The 19,568-nt window shown below is 58.9% G+C and carries 16 protein-coding genes; 8 read left to right on the top strand and 8 right to left on the bottom strand.

The genetic code is table 11. The annotated features are described in order from the left end of the window. The first annotated feature begins 44 nt into the window (after positions 1-44). Positions 45-3,023, top strand: a complete 2,979-nt coding sequence (locus tag BLU78_RS01670; RefSeq protein WP_010259647.1) for an outer membrane beta-barrel protein — start codon at positions 45-47, stop codon at positions 3,021-3,023. 45 nt (positions 3,024-3,068) lie between these two features. On the opposite strand, the gene BLU78_RS01675 is transcribed toward BLU78_RS01670, so the two are convergent. Next, a complete protein-coding gene (locus tag BLU78_RS01675; RefSeq protein WP_010259649.1) occupies positions 3,069-3,698 on the bottom strand; it encodes a nitroreductase family protein in 630 nt (209 codons plus the stop codon). A 116-nt stretch (positions 3,699-3,814) separates the two neighbouring features. On the opposite strand from BLU78_RS01675, the gene BLU78_RS01680 reads away from it, so the two are divergent. Then, positions 3,815-4,711, top strand: coding sequence for a helix-turn-helix transcriptional regulator (locus BLU78_RS01680; RefSeq protein ID WP_010259651.1), 897 nt, complete (start codon positions 3,815-3,817; stop codon positions 4,709-4,711). Here BLU78_RS01680 and BLU78_RS01685 read toward each other — a convergent pair whose 3' ends face one another. The 6 genes from BLU78_RS01685 to BLU78_RS01710 all read right to left on the bottom strand — a co-directional run bounded on the left by BLU78_RS01685 (position 4,712) and on the right by BLU78_RS01710 (position 11,985). After that, positions 4,712-5,941, bottom strand: a complete 1,230-nt coding sequence (locus BLU78_RS01685; protein WP_010259654.1) for an ABC transporter permease — start codon at positions 5,939-5,941, stop codon at positions 4,712-4,714. A gap of 1 nt (position 5,942) precedes the next feature. After that, positions 5,943-7,121, bottom strand: a complete 1,179-nt coding sequence (locus BLU78_RS01690) for an ABC transporter permease (protein ID WP_010259657.1) — start codon at positions 7,119-7,121, stop codon at positions 5,943-5,945. A 3-nt stretch (positions 7,122-7,124) separates the two neighbouring features. Then, a complete protein-coding gene (locus tag BLU78_RS01695; RefSeq protein ID WP_010259660.1) occupies positions 7,125-8,114 on the bottom strand; it encodes an HlyD family secretion protein in 990 nt (329 codons plus the stop codon). An 84-nt stretch (positions 8,115-8,198) separates the two neighbouring features. Beyond that, entirely contained in the window at positions 8,199-9,650 is a 1,452-nt protein-coding gene (locus tag BLU78_RS01700) for a TolC family protein (protein ID WP_229096408.1), read from the bottom strand. A 110-nt stretch (positions 9,651-9,760) separates the two neighbouring features. Beyond that, positions 9,761-10,837 carry a dihydrofolate reductase family protein gene (locus BLU78_RS01705; protein WP_026020596.1) on the bottom strand — a complete coding sequence of 359 codons (1,077 nt, stop codon included), beginning with the start codon at positions 10,835-10,837 and terminating at the stop codon, positions 9,761-9,763. Continuing rightward, positions 10,828-11,985, bottom strand: a complete 1,158-nt coding sequence (locus BLU78_RS01710) for a metallophosphoesterase (RefSeq protein WP_010259668.1) — start codon at positions 11,983-11,985, stop codon at positions 10,828-10,830. Before BLU78_RS01710 ends, BLU78_RS01705 begins: the two co-directional genes overlap by 10 nt. A 294-nt stretch (positions 11,986-12,279) precedes the next feature. Here BLU78_RS01710 and BLU78_RS01715 point away from each other — a divergent pair, with 294 nt between their 5' ends. From BLU78_RS01715 to BLU78_RS01725, 3 genes are all read left to right on the top strand, one after another. Further along, positions 12,280-13,635 carry a DcaP family trimeric outer membrane transporter gene (locus BLU78_RS01715; protein WP_026020597.1) on the top strand — a complete coding sequence of 452 codons (1,356 nt, stop codon included), beginning with the start codon at positions 12,280-12,282 and terminating at the stop codon, positions 13,633-13,635. 212 nt (positions 13,636-13,847) lie between these two features. Further along, positions 13,848-15,026, top strand: coding sequence for a mechanosensitive ion channel family protein (locus BLU78_RS01720; protein ID WP_010259672.1), 1,179 nt, complete (start codon positions 13,848-13,850; stop codon positions 15,024-15,026). A 15-nt stretch (positions 15,027-15,041) separates the two neighbouring features. Further along, positions 15,042-15,347: a DUF4491 family protein gene (locus BLU78_RS01725; protein ID WP_010259676.1), complete on the top strand. Its 306-nt coding sequence runs from the start codon at positions 15,042-15,044 to the stop codon at positions 15,345-15,347. On the opposite strand, the gene BLU78_RS01730 is transcribed toward BLU78_RS01725, so the two are convergent. After that, complete coding sequence (locus BLU78_RS01730) at positions 15,348-16,262, bottom strand: DMT family transporter (RefSeq protein ID WP_010259678.1); 915 nt, start codon at positions 16,260-16,262, stop codon at positions 15,348-15,350. It lies immediately after the preceding gene. Positions 16,263-16,299: 37 nt separating this feature from the next. Here BLU78_RS01730 and BLU78_RS01735 point away from each other — a divergent pair, with 37 nt between their 5' ends. From BLU78_RS01735 to BLU78_RS01745, 3 genes are all read left to right on the top strand, one after another. Then, a complete protein-coding gene (locus BLU78_RS01735; RefSeq protein ID WP_218129490.1) occupies positions 16,300-17,382 on the top strand; it encodes a CapA family protein in 1,083 nt (360 codons plus the stop codon). A gap of 111 nt (positions 17,383-17,493) precedes the next feature. Further along, positions 17,494-18,072, top strand: coding sequence for a rubrerythrin (rbr, locus tag BLU78_RS01740; RefSeq protein ID WP_010259681.1), 579 nt, complete (start codon positions 17,494-17,496; stop codon positions 18,070-18,072). 389 nt (positions 18,073-18,461) lie between these two features. Further along, positions 18,462-19,448, top strand: coding sequence for a glycosyltransferase (locus BLU78_RS01745; RefSeq protein WP_231290720.1), 987 nt, complete (start codon positions 18,462-18,464; stop codon positions 19,446-19,448). Positions 19,449-19,568: the final 120 nt, after the last annotated feature.

Below are 19,568 nucleotides of genomic sequence, written 5' to 3' on the forward strand. Positions count from 1 at the left end.
GGTTCTGCACCCTGTCAAAACAAGAAACACACATACAGGCAAACATGAAAAAAATACTACTGACTACCCTGCTGACGTTATTTGCAGCGGCGGTTTTTGCCCAGCGAGGCAGCGTGACGGCCACGGTCGTCAATGCCGACACCGGGGAGAGCGTCGCCGGAGCGGTGCTGATCGTGGCGCCGGCCAAAACTCCGGAAAAACAACAGGGCTTCACCTCGGCTTTTAAAGGAGCCGTTTCCATTCCGTCGCTCGCCTACGGCGAATACAAACTTACGGTGTCGTTCATCGGTTACAACAACCTCGACACGACGTTCCGGGTTTCTGCACCGAAGCTCAACCTCGGTGTGCTGAAACTCAAGCCGGGCGTGCAGATCGAGACGGTCGTCAAGGAGGTCAAGGCGCTGCGCACCTCGCAGAAGGGCGATACGGTGAGCTATAACGCCGGAGCGTTCAAGGTCGTGGCCGACGCCGATGTCGAAGGGCTGCTGAAGAAGATGCCCGGCATCACCGTCACCGACGGTACGGTCGAGGCGCAGGGCGAGACGGTCAAAAAGGTCTTCGTCGACGGCAAAGAGTTCTTCGGCGACGACGTTACTACGGCCATCAAGTCGCTTCCGGCCGAGGCCGTCGACCGCGTGGAGGTCTACAACAAACTCTCCGACGCTGCCGAGTTCTCGGGCATGGACGACGGCGAGGGCTACAAGGCGCTCAACATCGTCACCCGTCCGGGCATGCGGCAGGGGCAGTTCGGTAAGCTCTACGCCGGATTCGGCTACGATGCCGACACCAAGACCGAGGACAAGTTCAAATACATCGCCGGCGGTAATGCCAACGTATTCAGCGGAGACAGCCGCATTTCGTTCATCGGGCTGTTCAACAACGTCAATCAGCAGAATTTCTCGTTCGAGGACATTCTGGGCGTTTCGGGCGGCGGAGGCGGACGCCGCGGTGGCGTGGGCCAGTACATGATGCGTCCGCAGAGCGGCGTGGCATCGGTCAACGCCATCGGTGTCAACTACTCCGACTCGTGGGGCAAGCGCGATCAGGTGACGTTTCAGGGCAGCTATTTCTTCAACAACACCAATACCGAGAACCGTTCGACGGTGGAGAAATGGTACGAGGCCCCGATGATTCCCGATACGTTGTCTACCAACGGTTATTCCGACACAAAGGGCTACAACCACCGGTTCAACGCTCGTTTGGAATGGAAGATTTCCGAAAACCAAAATCTGATGATCCGTCCGCGTTTCAGCTACCAGTCCAACGACCCTTGGAGCCGCACGACGGGTTGGCAGTTCGGCGCCCCGGCCGACGGCGGCAGCGGTTATAGTTATACGGATAATTTCAGCGATGCCCTGCGCCACGGCTACAATGTCGGGACGAGCGCCGTCTACCGGGCCAAACTGGGCAAGAACGGCCGCACGATCACCCTCGACGGGTCGTTCAGCTATTCGGACAACACGAACAATTCGAATTCGTGGTCGAATGTCCTGGCAACCCAGCCCGACCGACCGGCGATCGATCCGGAGACCGGAGCCTGGGACCCGACGAATTACACCGAACTGCGCTACCTGCGCAATCTGGCGCCTTCGTCGTCGTACAGCCTGCGGGGCAGTTTCACTTATACCGAACCCGTGGCCAAATATGCGCAGGTGAGCTTCCAGTACCGTGTGTCGTACAATTCGCAGGAGCGCGACAAGCGTTCCTACATCACGGGCGACGACTTCTCGACCGCCGGGCTTACCCCCGACCGATCGCTGTCGAACTCCTACGAGAGCGGCTACCTGACGCAGAGCGTGGGTCCCGGATTCCGCTTTTCGAAGGAGCGCAATACGTTCGTGGCTAACGTCTACTACCAGCGTTCGGCCCTCGACGGACAGATCGTCCGCGACGATGCCGAGAAGATCAAACACGCCTACAACAACGTGACCTATTTCATGATGGGCCAGCTGAACATCAACCGCGAGAATTCGCTGCGGCTCTTCGTCTCGTCCTACACCGACAGCCCGTCGATCACCGACCTGCAGAGCGTTTACGACGTTTCCGACGCCCAGAACATCAGCCACGGTAATCCGAACCTGAAACCGACCTACTCGCACCGGGTGAATTTCCACTACACCAACTCCAACGTCGAGAAGGGCCGGACCTTCATGTGGATGTTCTCGATGAACACGACGCTGGATTACACGGCTTCACATCTGGTGCAGCGGCCCGGTGACATCACCATCGACGGACAGCTCTATACGCCTAATTTCTATTCGACGACCACCAACCTCGACGGTTACTGGCAGTTGCGGACCCACCTGAGCTACGGTCTGCCGATCGGGTTCCTCAAATCGAATTTCAATGTCATGGCGGGCGTCGTCTACACCAAGACCCCCAGCATGCTGGGCGGCACGGTGGACGCTGCGACCGGCATGATTTCGGGCGGCGATCGCAACGACACCAAGAATATGGGATATGATTTCCGGGCCGTGCTGGGCAGCAACATTTCGGAGAACGTCGACTTCACCCTCTCGTGGAACGGCACCTACAACGAGGCGACCAACTCGCTGAATACGGACAAGTCGAAGAACCGCTATTTCAACCACACGGCGCAGGGCAACCTGAAAGTGGTCTTCCCGCTGGGCTTCACCTTTACGGCGAGCGCGGCCTACTCGCAGTATATTGGTTTCACGAACGATTACTCGGAGGACTACCTGCTCTGCAATGCATGGCTGGGCAAAAAGGTCTTCAAAAACAAACGCGGCGAGGTGATGATCGGCGTCAACGACCTTCTCAACCAGAACCGGGCTTTTTCGCGCTCGACGGGCTCGGGCTATACGCAGAACTCCACCAACAGCGTCATCGGACGTTATTATATGGTGCAGTTCACCTACAACCTGCGCCGCTTCGGCAAGAAAGGCTCGCGTAACCTCAAAGATTACGGTATGGAGCAGTCCGGCAGCACTCGCCGCATGGGTCCCGGCGGTCCGGGTGGACCTCCTCCCGGAGGTTTCCGCGGAGGCCCCGGAGGATTTTAAAGAACAAAAAGACGTCAGGTTTTCGCCTGACGTCTTTTTGGTTGATTACCAGACGTTCCTGTGTATTCGGTCCGCCGTGCGGATTTCTTTCTGGTTGCAAATATGCGCATTCTCCGCGGCATAGCCGACGGCGAGGAAACAAGTAAACTCGTATTCGGCTGGAGCGCCGACGATTTGTTTTACATACTCGGACTCGTTACCGATGGGAATTCGGAAAGCACATGCCAGCCCCTCCGCCGTCGCTGCCAGCAGGATGTTTTCCACAGCGGCCCAGGCCGATGCGAAATAGTTGAGCGAACTTTGGTCGGCGGGACGGCACAGCGGACAGTCCTTTTGCCGGAAGAACGGCAGGACGAGGCAGTTGCTTTGCATGAGCATCCGTTGCTGTTTGGGCAGCGCGTCGACGAACATGGCGTGTTCGTCTTTGTCCATCGTTTCTGCGGCGGCTTTCAGCCCGGTTTGCTGAATGGCTTCGGTGTTTTCCGCTACGGGCGATACGAGCCGGGCGATATTTTCCGGTCCTCTCACGACCACGAACTCGAATTGGCGCAAATGGTCGTTGGTCGGGGCTTTGAATGCGGCCGACAGGATCTTTTCCAATACTTCGTCTGTGACTTCCCTGCCGGAAAAGTCGCGGATGGTTCTCCGTTTCTCCAATACCTGATAGAAATCCATAACAATTCGTTTTTAAGTGATACCGCAAAGTTACGCTGTTGTATTGTTGTATATTTGTTAAATTATTTCGAATATTTGTCGCATATTTGCAATTCTATCCATTCAAACCTGCCAACATGGAAGACACCCCCATCCCCTACGAGCTGCCCGAAACGGAGAATCACTCGTTTTTCTTCATCGACCAGCGGGTCGAGACAAGCTTCGAAGCCAAACTGCACCGCCACGATGCATGGGAACTGTATTACGTCGTCCACGGGTACGGGACCCGGATAGCGGGAGATACGTTACAGCCTTTTTCGGCGGGCGATGTGGTACTGATCCCGCCCGGCATGTTTCACCGCTGGATCTACGAGCCGGATTCGGCAGACGACGATGGGCATGTCCGTTATCTGATGTCGGCTTTCAGCCATTCGTTCGTGGAGCGGTGCGTGGAGCTGTTTCCCGAACTGCGCAACCGGCTGTCGGGAGTCGTCTACCCGACCGGAGCATTGAGATTCGGGGCCGAAAGTTCCCGGATTATTCGTAAGATGCTTGCAGAAATGAACGCTCTGGACGAATTGGGCCGCCTTTGCGAAATGTTGCGGTTGCTGCCTGTCGTTTTCACCTCGACCGACCATACTCCGGTCGGCAGCCCCATGCGCATCGAGCGGGACGTGCGGCGGATGCAGCATATCTGCTCCTATGTGATGGCGCATTACATGCACGCCATCCCGCTGGACGAGATCGCCGCGGAAATGGGCATGAACCGTTCGGCGTTCTGTTCCTACTTCAAGCGGTGCAAGGGAATGACCTTCTCGCAGTTTGTCACCCGATACCGGCTCAATACGGCCTGTGAACTGCTGAAACACTCGCAGAAACAGGTGTCGGAGATTTGCTTTATGGTCGGATTCAATGATCTGCCCCACTTCATCCGGGTTTTCAAAAAAGCCACGGGAATGTCGCCCACCTTGTACCGGAAAACAACGATTCCCGGCAGGGCCAATCCTACCGGGAATCGGGATATGAAAGGTTGACTATTTTTCGTTCTCCAAAGTCCGATTTCTAAGCTGGCGTTGTTCGCGCCGGATCACCTGATGGATACCGATGCAGGCAAGCCCGCCGTAAACGACCGTAAGGATCACGAGCCATTTGATCTCGGCAAATACCTCGGGGATCGAGGCCCCCATGCTCTGAATGCGGATGAACCCGTTGACGCCGTGGCTGCTCGGGAACAGCTGTCCGAGATTGAAGAGCCAGTCGGGAATGCCCTCGCGGGGATAGGACACACCGCTGAGCATCAGCACCGGGATCGAGGTCCACAGCAATAGCAACAGCGAATTTTCACGGTAGCGGAACAGCGTCGAAACGGCGATTCCCATGGCGATGCAGGCCGCCAGGTAAGCTGCCATGAAGAGCGTAACGGCCCCTGTCGCGCCGTTCATCGGGAAATGGAACAGCTTGTAATGAAGTCCGAGAATATAGGTGCAGGTCACGGCGTAGATCAGTGCATAGACCAACCCGCGTCCCAGAACGATCGGCAGCGTCGACATCCGTCGCCGTCCCGCGGGACAGAGCTTGTGGTAAAGCCCGAATTCGCGCCACGTGCCGCCGATCATGCCGATACCAATGAGCATCGTCTGCTGGATGATGACCATGATGATCGCCGGCATGACGAACGTTCCGTAACCCAGATAGGGGTTGAAGAGGTTGTGCGACTGGTAGATCACGGGCTGGGTCGTGGCCTGTGCCTGCGGGATGTTGGCCCCTTTGGCGATCAGGCGTTGGAATTCGACCATCGCTCCCGTCTTGCCGATCGAAGTCACGACCTCCTGGAACACCTGGCGGTACATCAGGAAATAGCTGGCGTCGCAGTAGATCGCCACATTGGCCTGCTCGCCGCCGTAGAGCTTCTCCTCGTAGTTGGCGGGAATGTAGACCACTCCGTAAATCTTGCGGCTGTAAAAAAGTTCCTTGGCCTCCTCCATCGAGGGAGGCGTGTAAGCGACATAGGTGTTGGGGCCGGCATTGAAGGTGTCGATCAGGCTGCGGCTGGTCGGTGTACGGCACTCGTCCACCACGCCGATCGGCACGTTGCGCAGCACTTGCGCACCGTAGGCCAGCGAGTAGACCGTGGCGTAGATGATAAGCGCAAAGACCAGGATCAGCATCGCACCGCCGTCTTTGAAGATCGTCAGAAACTCGTTGCGGATGACCGCTCCTAACTGCTTCCAATAGGAGGCTATCTGGTGTGTGAATCGACTCATACTACAACCTCCCCCAGAATTTTTCCTCCGTGCATACCCGTTTCAGACGCGGCAGGCAGAGGAGCGGTAAGACAATGAAGAGCATCATATACCCCAGATCGGGCAGCGAGTAGACCCACGGTGTGCCGCGGAGCATCTGATCGACGAAAATGTCGGTGTAGAACGTGAACGGGAAGATCTTGCTCACCCACTGCATCGGCTCCCACATGGCCATAATCGGGAATGTCAGTCCCGAGAACGTGAAGGCCAGCACCGAATACCCGCCGCCGATCGAGAGCGACAGGCGCAGGTTGGCCAGCAGCGAGACGATCAGCACCGAAATCGACTGGTAGCTGAGGATGAACAGCAGCGTGCCGACCAGGATGACCGTGAGACTGCCGTTCAGGGGTGTTCCCACGATTTTGAAGTTGATGAGGAGCATCACCAGCGAGATCAGGAACATCACCGCCGTGATCGGCAGTACTTTGCCCACAAGGGCCGCTACGACGGAATCGTTGCCTGCGGCCATCCATTCGCGCGAGGTCGCGTGTTTGAGTTCGGTGCCGATGGAGAAGACGGTCACCATCACCACGAAGATCATCAGCATCATGGGCATAAAGCTCGGTGAGAGGTAATACCCGTAGTTGATATGGGGGTTGAACAGCACGTGACGGTCGAAGCGCACGGGCATCAGCTGGGCCATGGCCTGCCGCTGGGTAAGTCCCTGCTTCATCAACACCTGAAGCTGAATGCCGCCGGTGAAGGTTGTCACTGCGGTCTGGATGTCTTTCGACAGCAGTCCGTTGACCGTGATGTTGGTTCCCGAAACGTAGCTTTCCAGATGGGTCTGGCTGTTGCTCAGGATGTTCTTCTCGAAGAAAGCCGGAATCTGCACGACGGCCATGATCTTGCCCTCGCGGATCAGCCGCTCGCCCTCGGCCATCGACTGAATGTCACGGGCGACCAGCGCCGTCGGCGTATCGTCGATCATCTGTGCGACCTTGCGCGAGAGCGTCGTGTTGTCCTCGTCCAGCACGGCGATCGGGATGTTGCGTATGGCGCCCTGATTGAACAGCAGGGCGAAAAACGCGAACGACACCACGGGCAGCACGATCATCAGCACGAAATACATCGGCTGATGGGTCAGCCGGTGCATTTCGCGCCGCATGACGGCTCCGGTATGGCTCAGGAATCCGGGCATCGCCTATTTCTCGATTTTGTCCCAGTCCACGAGTACGCTCATTCCCGGACGCATGTGCGAGACCGGCGAAACGGGCTTGGCTTTCACGGCGAAGGTGCGGATGTCGAAGCCGCCCTGTGTGCGGGTCGCAGCCCACGTGGCGAAATCGGCCTGCGGGGAGATGTAGGTCACCTCGAACTCCACGTCGGCGTCCAGCGCCGGAACATAGCCGCTCATGTGCATCCCCATCCGGATGCCGGGCATCAGCGTCTCTTTGATATTGAAAGTCACCCACATATCGCTCATGTCGAGGATCGCCACCACCGGGTATCCGCTGCCGACCAATTCGCCCTGCTCGGCGATGATCGTCGAGATCTCTCCCGTCACGGGCGAGTAGACCATTGCGTCGCTGAGATACGATTCGACCTCGCTGACGGCTCCTTCGGCCTGACGAACACGGGCCGCAGCGGCCTCCTTGTCCTCCTTGCGGGCCCCGTCCGCCGCCATGTCGTACTGCGCCTTGGCGGCCAGCGCCGTCGCCTCCATAGCCTTGTAGTTGGCCGAGGCTTCGTCGAGCTTCTGGGCGGGCACTACCCCGTCGTTATAAAGGTTCTGCACACGTTCGAAGGTCTTGCGGGCCAGTTCCAGCCCTGCCTGCGCCTTCTCCCACATGTTCAGCGCGGCCTCGATCTGCTGGATGCGCGCACCGGCTACGGCGGCAGCGTCCAGGGCTGCGGCGGCGCTCTTCACGGCCTCGGCCTGCTGGAGTTTGGCGTCCAGTTCGGGCGTAGAGAGCGTGTAGAGCAACTGCCCTTTCTCCACGCGGTCGCCCTCGGCGACTTTCATGTCGTCGATGCGTCCCGGGACCTTCGACGAGGCTTTGTAGGTGGTACATTCCACCGTGCCCTGAATCAGCATCGGGGTCCGTTTGGTGAGGTACCAGCTGATCAGTACGACCGAGAGGACGATGACCGCGGCGGCCGCTAAGATTCCGATTACGTTGCTTCGTTTCATATCGTTTGCTTGTTATCTGTATTTGTATTGTTTGCGGGGGGCTGGCGCAGACCGTAAAGCGATCCTCCCCGTTTATCGCGCTTTCTAACGGGCAAAGTGGATTGCTTGTGCATCGTTGCGGCGCGCGTAAGCCGGGAATTCGTCGCTGATACCCGCGGCTTCGAGCAACTGGGCCAGCAGCAGGTCGTAGTTGTAGGCCGCCTGCAGGCGCTCGGTGCGGATGCCCGCGAGGTTCAGCTCGGCGTCGATCAAATCCGACGAGGAGCTCATGCCCTCGAGGAACGCGGCGTTCTTCATCCGCAGGTACTCCTCGGCAAAGGCGATCGAGGCGTCGATCGAGGTCATCTGGTTGCGGTAATTCATCAGTTGGTTGTAGAGCTTCTCCACCAACACTGCGATATCCTTTCCGGCTTTGTTCTGCAGTTCGCCCACACGGCGCGCCGTCTGCTTGGCTGCCGAGTATTTGTATTCGCGGTTCAGACCGTCGAAAATCTTAATGTTGACTCCCACGCCCACTGCCCAGCGGGGTACGAGACCTGCGACCTGATAGTTGTAGAACGACCCTCCGCCGATGGCCGCCACCTGCGGCAGGAAGTCGGCCCGCTGGACGCGGATGCCCTCCTCGGCCAACTGGCGTTTGAGCGACACCTGACTCAGCAGCGGGTTGCGTATCTGCGCAAGGTCCTGGTAATAGTCCAGTTCCTCGACTTTCGAAAGAATGAACATCGACGTTACGGGCTGCCACTGGTTCTCACGGCCCAGCGTGTTGGAAAGGGCGCTGGCGATGGTTTCGGCCTGCAGTTTGGCGTTGGCCAGCTCACGCTCGGCCTCGGCCATCTTAAACGCGACATAGAGGCGTTCGCTCTGGGCGATCATGCCGTTCTTTTCGAGCGCAACGGCATCCTGCAGGTGCTTGCGGACTCCCTCGACCACCTGCTGGCGAACCTCCACGACCTGCGTGGCGAGAGCCAGTCCGAAATAACGCTCCACCAGTTCCGATATCAATGCGTTGCGGGTCTGGTTGCCCTGCTCCGCGGCGGTCTTTTCGTTGATCTTCGCGGCCCGGTTCGCGGCGTTGATCTTGCCGCCCATCCAGATCGGGAGCGTTACCTCACCGCCCACGAAGCCCAGGCTCCGGTCCTGGACTTTGAGGAACCAGTCGGCGTTCATCATCGGGTTCAGCAACCCCTGAATGCCCTGGATGATCGTCGGGTCGGTAATCATGCCGCTGCCGAGTATCTTGCCCGCGAGGTCCTTGGCCGGGCCTTTCATGTCGTTGAAATCGAACCCGATGTCCTTGGCCATGTAGGCGTATGCGCCCGTGACGTTTATCTGCGGCATGCGGAGACCGATGGCCGCGCGGCGTTCCTGCTGGGCGGCACGCTCTTCATAGGCGGCGGCCTTCATCGCGGGGTTTTCCGTGAGGGTGACGGCGATCGCCTCGTCGAGCGAGATCATCTGACGATCCTCCTGTGCCAGTGCGAGCGCCGGAACCATCGCCGCCGCCACAAAGGCGATCATGACTGCTTTTCTCATAACTTTATTCGTTTATGGGGCAAATATATAAGTTCTTCTGAAATATTCGTCAGCGCATACGTCGTTTAGGACATTTATAGGCCTTTATGGACACAAAATGAGCCGATTTGTCATTGCAGGTGGGCGTTGGCTTCGCGAACCCCGCCCGCCAGCGAAGGATAGACCCGCACCTCGACCCCCGCTTCGCGCAGGGTTCGGGCCCCGCGGCAGCGGACGAAACGGTCGGGTTCGTACAGCGCGAAAACCACCCGCGAAAAACCGTGGCGCAGAATCAACTGCGTACAGCTCTCGGGTTCGCTGCTGCGTTGCGAACACGGCTCCATCGAGGAGTAGATCGCCGCACCGCGCAAATCGGCTCCGGCATCCAACGCCTTGCGGATGGCCTCCTGCTCGGCGTGGTGCGTGGGCGAAGTTTCGTGGGTGTGGCCCGTGAACGTGCGTCCGTCGGGCAGTACGACCACCGCTCCTACACAATAAGAGGTTGCGCTCGGCGTGCAGAGCCGTCCCGCGGCGACCGCCTGAGCCAGATAGCCGAGGTCTTCGGCCGAGGTGTCGGGCCGCAGCGTGCAGGTCGTGACCTCCATGCCGTCCACCTCCTCGTGCCGGCATTCGGCGCCCGGCGGAGGTGTGAACACGAACCGCGCACCTCCCCTTTCGGGCCCGAGCGTCAGCCGCGGATTGACCGCCCGGCGCACCTCGTCGGCCATTCCTTCGGCGAGGAACATCGCGAGTATCCGTGCGCCCCCTTCGACCAGCAGGCTGTCGATGCCGCGCTTCTCCAGTTCGGTGACGATTCCGGCGGCCGTAATTGAACCGTCAGTCGAAATAACCTCCGCAACATCTTTTAGCTCCGTGATTTCTGTTTGTGAAAAGACGTAGCGGTCTGCATCCCCCTCGGTGAAGAACCGCATTGCCGGAGAAAGCCCTCCCGAACGGGTGACGGTGACTTTCGCCAGGTCGGGACGCACTCCCCGCGCCCGTCGCAGTTCGCGGACGGCGGGATCTCGCAACAGCAGTGCGGGATTGTCGCGCCGCAGCGTTTCGGCTCCGACGAGGATGGCGTCGTGCGCGGCGCGCAGCCGCAGCACAGCCTCCCAGTCTCCGGGAGTCGAAATCATAAGCCGTTCGGGACCGTTGTCGTCCAGATAACCGTCGGCTGTCGTGGCAAAGGATAATGTTACTCGCATCGCTTCAAGGTAAAGAGGGTGACTTCGGGCCATGCGCCCAGTCGCATGGGGTATGCAACATATCCCGTGCCGTCGTTAATATAAAGTGTATGGCGGCCCGCGTCGTAGCGGCCGCTCCAATGCGTGTATATCCACGATGCGGGCGACCATCCGCGTCCCCACGGGCGGATTTTGAACTGCATCGAGTGGACGTGCCCCGCCAGCGTCAGGTCGCCGTACCCCATTGCGGTAATCTGCTCCCAGAGCTGCGGGAGGTGGACCAGCGTGATGTTGTAGAGCGAGTCGGGAACCCCGGCGAAGGCTTTGGCGATGCCCGGAGCCGGGAGGTCGCGGTCGTGACGGCGGTCACGCAGCGCAGGGTCGAACGAAATTCCCGTGAGCGAGATACTGTCCGTACCGCGCCGCAGATAGACAGTCGTGTCCTCCAGTACGCGCCACCCGATCGACCGCTGGCGGGCGATCACTTCGCGGGCCTCGGCTGCGGCCGGGAAACTCACCGAATCTTTGATATACGTGCCGATGTCGTGGTTGCCGGTTACGGACCAAACGGGGCCTTCGATCTGCCGCAGGAGCGTCAGGGCGTCTTTGTCGAGCTCCTCGGCGCGGATGTTCACCAAATCGCCCGTGAAAAACACGGCATCGGGCCGCAGGGCGTTGATGCACTCGGCGAGGCGGGAGAGTTCGCGCCCGGGCCGGACGATCGTACCTACGTGGGTGTCGGTGATCTGCACGAAACGGTAGCCGTCGAACGCCTCGGGAATGCGGTCGGAGACGATCTCCACCTCATTCACCCGGATCGACGTGCGCCCCCACGTCGTACCCCATAGGAAGAAGAGCGTGAACCCTGCCGCAACGACATAGCCCGTGCGGCGCAGGTGCACGAAGTTGAAGACGTAGAACGCCAGCCGCGGCAGCACGGTGACGATCCATCCCCAGAACAGCCACATATAGAGGTGCATCAGCCCCGTGCCGTTGTCGGGGCTGATGGCGCTGATCACCGACGAGATGACCGGCAGGGCGTCCGTTGCGGCGGCCCATGCAATCAGGGCTTTGCGCCGCGGAACGTGCCGGCGCCGGTTGCGCCAGAAATGAATGAAATCCGCTGCAATGGCTATCAGGGAGAGAAAAAACGTCATCAGAAAAAGCATACACCTTATATTAATCAGGGACAAAGATAATAAAAAAAGTTGTGCGGCCCCGCTTTTAAGCGGGCGGCCCTTAGCCGGGGCGGAAATGAGGCTTTGGACTGCAATATGATTCAGCAGCTCCTAAATCCCGGCTCTTAGCCGGGGCGGAAATGAGGCTCTGGACTGCAATATGTTTCAGCAGCCCCTAAATCCCGGCTCTTAGCCGGGCGGGTGGCATGTAAGTTGCAGAGATGGCGACTGGGTATTACTCTCTGAATACGAGCAAGAACATTAAAAACCAAATTTATTCAGCTTATGAAAACTTTTCGACTATTGATTGTAGCGCTGCTGCTTGCGGGCACGGCATCGGCTCAGCGTTTCGAACGCAGGGCCATGCGCGGTGACTATTCGCCGACAGTCTACCTGATCTCCGTACGCGAGACGGACACCCTCTACAACTACAATCCCGCCGCTGCGCGGCAGGCTGCGGCGCTCAACCGAATGGCCATGGACAATGCCACGCAGGATTATATCGACACCCACCGTCCCGGCTTCCAGCAGGTCGAGAAACCTCAGTTCGTCTTCGCCTCGAAGAACAACCGCTTCTCCTTCTCGCTGGGCGGCTTCGTCAGCCTCCGTGCGGGATACGACTTCGACGGTATCGTCGACAATATCGATTTCGTGACCTACGACATTCCGGTTCACGGTAATTACAATACCAAGCAGAAGTTGATGATGGATGCTTCGACCTCGCGGATTTTCATGAAGGCCATCACCAACACCCGGGCATTGGGCCGCGTGGTGATCTTTATGGACGCCGACTTCCGCGGAGGCGCCGAGGGCAGCTACACGCCCCGCGTGCGTTCGGCCTACGTGTCGTTCCTGGGCTTCACGCTGGGACGTGATGTGACGACCTTCTGCGACCTCTCGGCAGCCCCCACGACCATCGATTTCCAGGGCCCCAACGCCTATAATTTCAACTTTGCGACGCTGATCCGCTACGAACATGCCTTTGCGGACAACCATTTGAAGTTCGGTATCGCAGCCGAAATGCCCGTGGTGAGCGCTACTTACGGCGACAATTTCAAACCCATGCACCAACGTGTACCCGACGTTCCGATGTATTTTCAGTATGCGTGGGGCGCCAACCGCGACAGCCACATCCGTGCTTCGGGCGTACTGCGCAATCCCTATATGTTCAAAGTTTCGAAAGATTCCAACACCTCGCTGCTGGGCTGGGGCGTGCAGCTGAGCGGCACGATTAAGGTCTGCAAGCCCGTGCGCCTCTTTATGAACGGCGTCTACGGTGAGGGCATCACTCCTTATATTCAGGACCTAACGGGTTCGGGGCTCGACTTCACGCCCAATCCCGAAGACCCTTCGCTCGTGCGCATGATGCCGATGTGGGGATGGCAGGCCGCCGCACAGATCAACCTGACCCGCCGTCTGTTCGTCTCGGGAGGCTACTCCACGGTCCGCGTGCAGCGCAGCCACGGCTACTATACCGACGACCAGTACAAGCAGGGGCAGTACATCTTCGGCAACATTTTCTACTCGCTCACCCCGCGCTGCAAAGTGGCCGGCGAGTATCTCTACGGTTCGCGCAAGGACATGAACAACGACAAGGGACACGCCAACCGCGTGAACGTGATGCTGCAATATAACTTTTAGCTCACCTGAGAGGGCTCTGTAAGACTTTGCACTTCAGATTCTTATTTTCGCCGATTACACCATTATAGGGGCTGCCTTGTAATGGTGTAATTTTTCTTATCTTTGCCGGAGACAAACTCCGGCCTGGATAGGCGGCGCCTCGGCAAACCCGGGACAAGTTCCGGTCCGCACTCGGCTTGCACTATCTTTGTTCCCGGACTAATTGACGAAAGATGGAAGACCTGAACACCCCGATGGCTCAATGGCTGGCTGAAGCCGGATGGAACGAGTCGTATATCACGCTGACCTCCAAAGCGATCATCATTCTAGGCATCCTGCTCGTCGCCTCCGTGGTGACGGTCGTGTTCCGGCGGCTGGTCGTCCCGGCTCTGCAGCGGATCAGCGCCCGGACCAAAGCCACCTGGGACGATCATCTTTTCAGCGACAAGGTGATGCGCCGCGCCGCACGGCTGCTTCCGCCCGTCGTTTGGTACATGCTGCTCGGAGCCGCCTTCTACGACATGCCCGTGCTGCTCGGTATTCTCCACAAGGGATGCCAGATCTACTTGATTGTCGTCTTCCTGCAACTCGTCAGTACGTTCCTCGATACGCTCAACGACATCTCCAGCCAGCATGAAACGCTGCGCAACCGCCCGTTGAAAGGAGTTTACCAGATGATTAACCTGCTGACGATCTGCGTCGGGGTGATCCTCATCGTCAGCATCCTCATCGGTCAGAACGCCACAACCATCCTGGCCGGGCTGGGTGCCTCGGCGGCTATCATCATGCTGATCTTCCGCGACAGCATCCTCGGACTGGTTGCGGGCGTACAGCTGTCGGCCAACGACATGCTGCGTCCCGGCGACTGGATCACGATGGCCAAATACGGTGCCGACGGTTATGTGACCGAGGTGACGCTCACGACGGTCAAAGTCCAGAATTTCGACAAGACTATCACCACCATCCCGCCCTATGCGCTGGTCAGCGACTCGTTCCAAAACTGGCGGGGCATGTGGGAGAGCGGCGGACGGCGCATCAAACGTTCGCTGCTGATCGACGCTAACACGGTGCGTCCCCTGACGGCCGGGGAGCTGGCCGGGCTATGCCGCAAGGGATTGGCGGAAGCCGGCGATCCGGCAGAACCCGTCGTCAACCTCTATGCCTTGCGGGAATATGCGGCACGTTACATCAAACATCATCCGGACATCCACCCCGACCTGATGCAGATGGTCCGGGCGTTGCAGCCCACCTCGGAGGGTATTCCCATTGAGGTCTACTGCTTCACGCGCGACACCAACTGGGTAGCCTACGAGGCCGTTCAGGGGGCTGTTTTCGACCATCTGCTGTCCGTCCTGCCCGAATTCGGCCTGCGCAGCTATCAGCGTTCCTCGGACCGCGATCCGCAGGCGTAATCTATTGAGTGAATTATGGAATTTTTAGCGCAATACAATCTGACAGGCATCGTCATCGGCGTTGCCACGTTTCTGATTATCGGCATCTTTCATCCGATGGTCACCAAGGGAGAATACTATTTCGGCGTGAAAATCTGGTGGCTGTTCCTCCTCATGGGCATTGCCGCCATCGTCGGGTCGATCGCCGTGCGGCATATCCTTTGGTCGACGTTGCTGGCCGTGTGGGGCGCTTCGTCGCTCTGGTCGATCGGCGAGCTGTTCGAACAGCGAGAGCGCGTGGCCAAGGGGTGGTTTCCCCGGAATCCCAACCGGAAAAATTAGCTATTCCTGCGGCTGTGTCGGGATGTCGGCCGGAGGTGCGGAAGGCGTGTGCTGCGTCTGCAGGATGACGATGATGACGGCCGTGACTACGAGTATCAGTCCTGCCGCCGCGTCGAGGTTGAATCGTTCGCCGAAGTGCACCACTCCGACCAACACGGCCGTCAACGGCTCCATCGACCCCAGGATCGAGGTCATCGTGGGCCCGATATGCTGGATGGCCTGTACCAGGGTGTAGTTCGACAATACCGTGGGCAGGAGCGCCAGCAACAGCAGGTTGCGCCACGTCGGCCACGTGTGAACCACCCCGAGGCCCGAGGAGGCGAGGGCGTAGACAAGGAAGATTGCCGCCGAGAAGGTCAGTACATAGAAAGCCACGACCAGCGAGTCGAGCATCGAAGCACGGCTTTTCATCACCCCGATAATATAGACGGCATAGGTTACGACGGTCATTCCGGCGAATGCCAGTCCGCGTGCGGGATCCTTGTGCCCGGCATCGCCCCACGCCAGCAGGGCCACACCCACGAGCGAGATAAAGATGGCGACGACGATCCACACCGAGCTGCGTTCGTGGAAAAAGAGCGTCATGACGATGGCCACCACCAGCGGATAGAGAAAATTGACGGTCGTGGCCACCCCGCTGGGGATATAGTCGTAGGAGCGCAGCAGGCCCAGCGACGTGGCGGCATACATCGCCGCCAGCAGTCCCAGCACCGCGGCGTCGCGGCCCGAAATGCGGAGGTTGCGGTGCGTGAGGAGCGCCATGAGACCCATCATGGCCGCCGAAAGCAGCATCCGGTAGAAGAGTATCGCCGGGGATGCCATGCCCGCCTGCAGCAGCGGAATCGAAAACAGCGGGATGAGTCCGAAGGTCGCCGAAGAGACGACGGCGTAAATTATGCCTTTGAAATTGCGCATGGACATTTTTTTAGCGTAACTTTGCACCGCAATTATCATGCGAATACGTCGAATACATATTTTGGCCGCCGTGGTCTTCGCCGCGGTCTGCTGTACGCCAGCGGGAGGACCCGCGCGGCGCACACCGTCGCAGACTGCGGGCTGGACGGGGCCCGGACAGGTTCCGCCACCCCAGCGGATGAACCTGTGGTTCGGCGGCGACGTGATGCAGCACATGCCGCAGGTCGAGGCGGCGCGCAGCGGCGAGCGGTTCGATTACCAGCCTGTCTTTGCGGCCCTCGCGCCCCGGATGCGGGCGGCCGACCTCACGGTCGTGAATCTCGAAACAACCCTCACCCGCAGGGGACGCTATACGGGCTACCCGCTGTTCCGGTCGCCGACGGCATTGGCCGATGCCCTGCGCGACGCCGGTGTGGACGTTGCCGTGCTGGCCAACAACCATTGCTGCGACGGCGGCGGCGAGGGCATCCGCACGACGATCGCCGAATTGGACCGCTGCGGCATACGCCATACGGGAGTGTTTGCAGATAGCGTTGACTACAAAAACAATAACCCGCTTTACTTAAACTATTGCGGCATGAGGTTGGCCCTGATCAACTACACCTACGGGACCAACGGCATGCCTGTTCCCGCGGGTACGGTCGTCAACCTTATCGACACCGTGCGCATGGCTTCCGACATGGCCGGGGCCCGGGCCGCCGGGGTCGATTTCATCGTCGCCTGCCTCCACTGGGGCAACGAATACGAACGGCGGGAAAATGCCGGGCAGCGGACTTTGGCCGCATTTTTGCGCCGCCACGGAGTCGACGTGGTGGTCGGAAGCCATCCGCACGTCGTACAGCCGTGGCAGGCCGATTCGTCGCACGTGGTGCTCTATTCGCTGGGCAACCTGGTTTCGAACCAACGGCGGCGCTACACCGACGGCGGGTTAGTGGCCGCGGTCGAGGCCGTCCGCCATCCCGACGGACGCATGAGCTACTCGCTCAAAACCACGCCCGTGTGGGTCGCGCTGCCCGGCTACCGCATCCTGCCGCCCGAAGCCGCCGACACGATGGCGCTGCCCGCGGCCTATGATTTGTTCCGTACCGACGTCGGGACGTTGACGGGAAACGGCCTATAAGTAAACCGAATAGCCCTATCGAAAGAAACGATGGCTATTTCTTGGCGATTGTTTCGGGAAATCGTTATCTTTGTAACAGTAAAAACGCACACACTTAAAACATTATAGATTATGGAAAAGAGCATTAAAGGTACCCGTACCGAGCAGAATTTGCTGAAAGCCTTCGCAGGCGAAAGTCAGGCCCGCAGCCGTTACGTATTTTTCGCCAGCAAGGCCAAGAAAGAGGGCTACGAACAGATCGCAGGCGTCTTTGCCGAGACCGCCGAGCAGGAGAAGGAGCACGCTGAGCGTTTCTTCAAGTTCCTCGAGGGCGGCGACGTGGAGATCACGGCCAGCTACCCCACCGGCCCCATCGGCACTACGGCCGAGAACCTGCTGGCAGCTGCCAAGGGCGAAAATGAAGAGTGGGATGTCCTCTACCGCGAATTCGGTCGCGTAGCCGAGGAGGAGGGCTTCACGGAGATTGCGACTGCATTCAAGATGATTTCCACGGTAGAGGCCGAGCACGAACGCCGCTATCTGAAGCTGCTGAGCCGCCTGACGGACGGCGACTTCTTCAAGCGCGACGGCAAGATCTGGTGGCAGTGCCGCAACTGCGGTTTCATCATCGAGGCCGAGGAAGCTCCGAAGCTCTGCCCCGCATGCAAGCACCCGCAGGCATATTTCGAGCCCAAGAAGGAGAACTATTAATCGGTCTCCGACCGATACGGCGAGGGCGGAACCCGGTTGGGGTTCCGCCTTTTTCGTTCCCGAACGGGAGGGTTTGCGCCTATCCGACCGAATGGATTGTATCGGAAAGCGAACCTGCGGAGGGGTGTTTTTTCATTTTCCGAAACGAAGCGGCCGTTTTTTTCTTATCTTTGTCGAACCATGAAAAAAATAGCCTTTATCCATGAAAACTACCCCTTGGGCGGAGCCGAGAAGGTTACTTCGGACCTGTGCGCCTATTTTGCGGGGGGGGGAAATACAAGCCCTGCATTTTTGTAAAGAATTTCCATAAGGAAATCCTGAGCGACCGGGACCGCGCGTCGCTGGAGATCATTGAACTTCCCCGGGAACCCCAATTTCAATCCATGGCGATGGCCAGCCTGATCGCCGGCCTTATTCGGGAGATGTCGATCGACGTCATGGTGATTCCAGTCCATCCGATGAAATACCTGGATATCATCCGCCGGGAGAGCGGCAACAGCTGCAAATTCATTTTTCACCACCACAGCTGCCCGTTATGGGAAGTGGAAAACCGCATTTCGGTTAAACTCCACGCCGCCAGGACAAGCGGTTCGTGGCTGAAGACCCTGGAGTGCTATTTGCTCAGCATCCCCAAGGAACGGCTGTTCAAATCCTACACACGGCGATTCTCGCGCATATACCGTCGGACTTATGCCGCTGCGGACCGCTATCTCGTGTTGTGCGAAGAGTACCGCGGGCAAATCGAACGGATCGTGAAAGCCTCCCCGGCCGACTCGAAGGTCCGGGCGCTGACCAATCCGTATATCAACCGGAGCGCTCCCGAGCTGCACAAGCGCAAAGAGGTGCTCTATGTCGGACGCCTGAGCTATGCCGACAAGCGTGTCGACCGTCTGCTGCGCATCTGGAGTCTGGTCGAGGCGAATTTTCCGGATTGGGAGCTGAAAGTGGTCGGCGACGGACGCGAGCGACGGAATCTCGAAAAGGAGGCTGCCGGCCTGGGATTGCACAGGGTGCGTTTCTGCGGCCATTCGACCCGGGTCGAGGAACATTACGCTACGGCGGCCATCCTGTGCCTGACCTCGTCGTTCGAGGGATGGGGACTCGTGCTGGTCGAAGCGCAGGCTGCAGGCGTGGTACCGATTGCATTCGCGTGTTCCGGAGGTGTCCGTCGTATCGTGGGCAGCGACCGCAGCACGGGTATTCTGATCGAGCCCTTCGACGAGAAGGGCTATGCCGAAGAACTGGCAGCCCTGATGCGTGATGAGGGACTGCGCAGTGCGATGCAGCCCGCAATGATCGCCAAAACGTCTGAGTATTCGCTCGAGAACACGGGCCGGATGTGGGACCGCATGCTCGGTGAACTGACAGGCGAATAGAACACCGAACCCAAGGAAGAAACCCGGAAAAGGAGTGTGCTCCCCTTCCGGGTTTCTTCCGTTAAATATCCGGTGCCGGAGACCCGAAAATCCGGATTTTCGTTGTATCTTTGTCGACAT

This window comes from Alistipes timonensis JC136, from assembly GCF_900107675.1.
Taxonomy (GTDB): Bacteria; Bacteroidota; Bacteroidia; order Bacteroidales; family Rikenellaceae; genus Alistipes; species Alistipes timonensis.

Coding starts and splice junctions, on each gene's coding strand:
- BLU78_RS01670 (WP_010259647.1), top strand. CDS start 45: ATGAAAAAAATACTACTGACTACCCTGCTGACGTTATTTGCAGCGGCG.
- BLU78_RS01675 (WP_010259649.1), bottom strand. CDS start 3,698: ATGGATTTCTATCAGGTATTGGAGAAACGGAGAACCATCCGCGACTTT.
- BLU78_RS01680 (WP_010259651.1), top strand. CDS start 3,815: ATGGAAGACACCCCCATCCCCTACGAGCTGCCCGAAACGGAGAATCAC.
- BLU78_RS01685 (WP_010259654.1), bottom strand. CDS start 5,941: ATGAGTCGATTCACACACCAGATAGCCTCCTATTGGAAGCAGTTAGGA.
- BLU78_RS01690 (WP_010259657.1), bottom strand. CDS start 7,121: ATGCCCGGATTCCTGAGCCATACCGGAGCCGTCATGCGGCGCGAAATG.
- BLU78_RS01695 (WP_010259660.1), bottom strand. CDS start 8,114: ATGAAACGAAGCAACGTAATCGGAATCTTAGCGGCCGCCGCGGTCATC.
- BLU78_RS01700 (WP_229096408.1), bottom strand. CDS start 9,650: ATGAGAAAAGCAGTCATGATCGCCTTTGTGGCGGCGGCGATGGTTCCG.
- BLU78_RS01705 (WP_026020596.1), bottom strand. CDS start 10,837: ATGCGAGTAACATTATCCTTTGCCACGACAGCCGACGGTTATCTGGAC.
- BLU78_RS01710 (WP_010259668.1), bottom strand. CDS start 11,985: ATGCTTTTTCTGATGACGTTTTTTCTCTCCCTGATAGCCATTGCAGCG.
- BLU78_RS01715 (WP_026020597.1), top strand. CDS start 12,280: ATGAAAACTTTTCGACTATTGATTGTAGCGCTGCTGCTTGCGGGCACG.
- BLU78_RS01720 (WP_010259672.1), top strand. CDS start 13,848: ATGGAAGACCTGAACACCCCGATGGCTCAATGGCTGGCTGAAGCCGGA.
- BLU78_RS01725 (WP_010259676.1), top strand. CDS start 15,042: ATGGAATTTTTAGCGCAATACAATCTGACAGGCATCGTCATCGGCGTT.
- BLU78_RS01730 (WP_010259678.1), bottom strand. CDS start 16,262: ATGCGCAATTTCAAAGGCATAATTTACGCCGTCGTCTCTTCGGCGACC.
- BLU78_RS01735 (WP_218129490.1), top strand. CDS start 16,300: ATGCGAATACGTCGAATACATATTTTGGCCGCCGTGGTCTTCGCCGCG.
- rbr (WP_010259681.1), top strand. CDS start 17,494: ATGGAAAAGAGCATTAAAGGTACCCGTACCGAGCAGAATTTGCTGAAA.
- BLU78_RS01745 (WP_231290720.1), top strand. CDS start 18,462: ATGGCCAGCCTGATCGCCGGCCTTATTCGGGAGATGTCGATCGACGTC.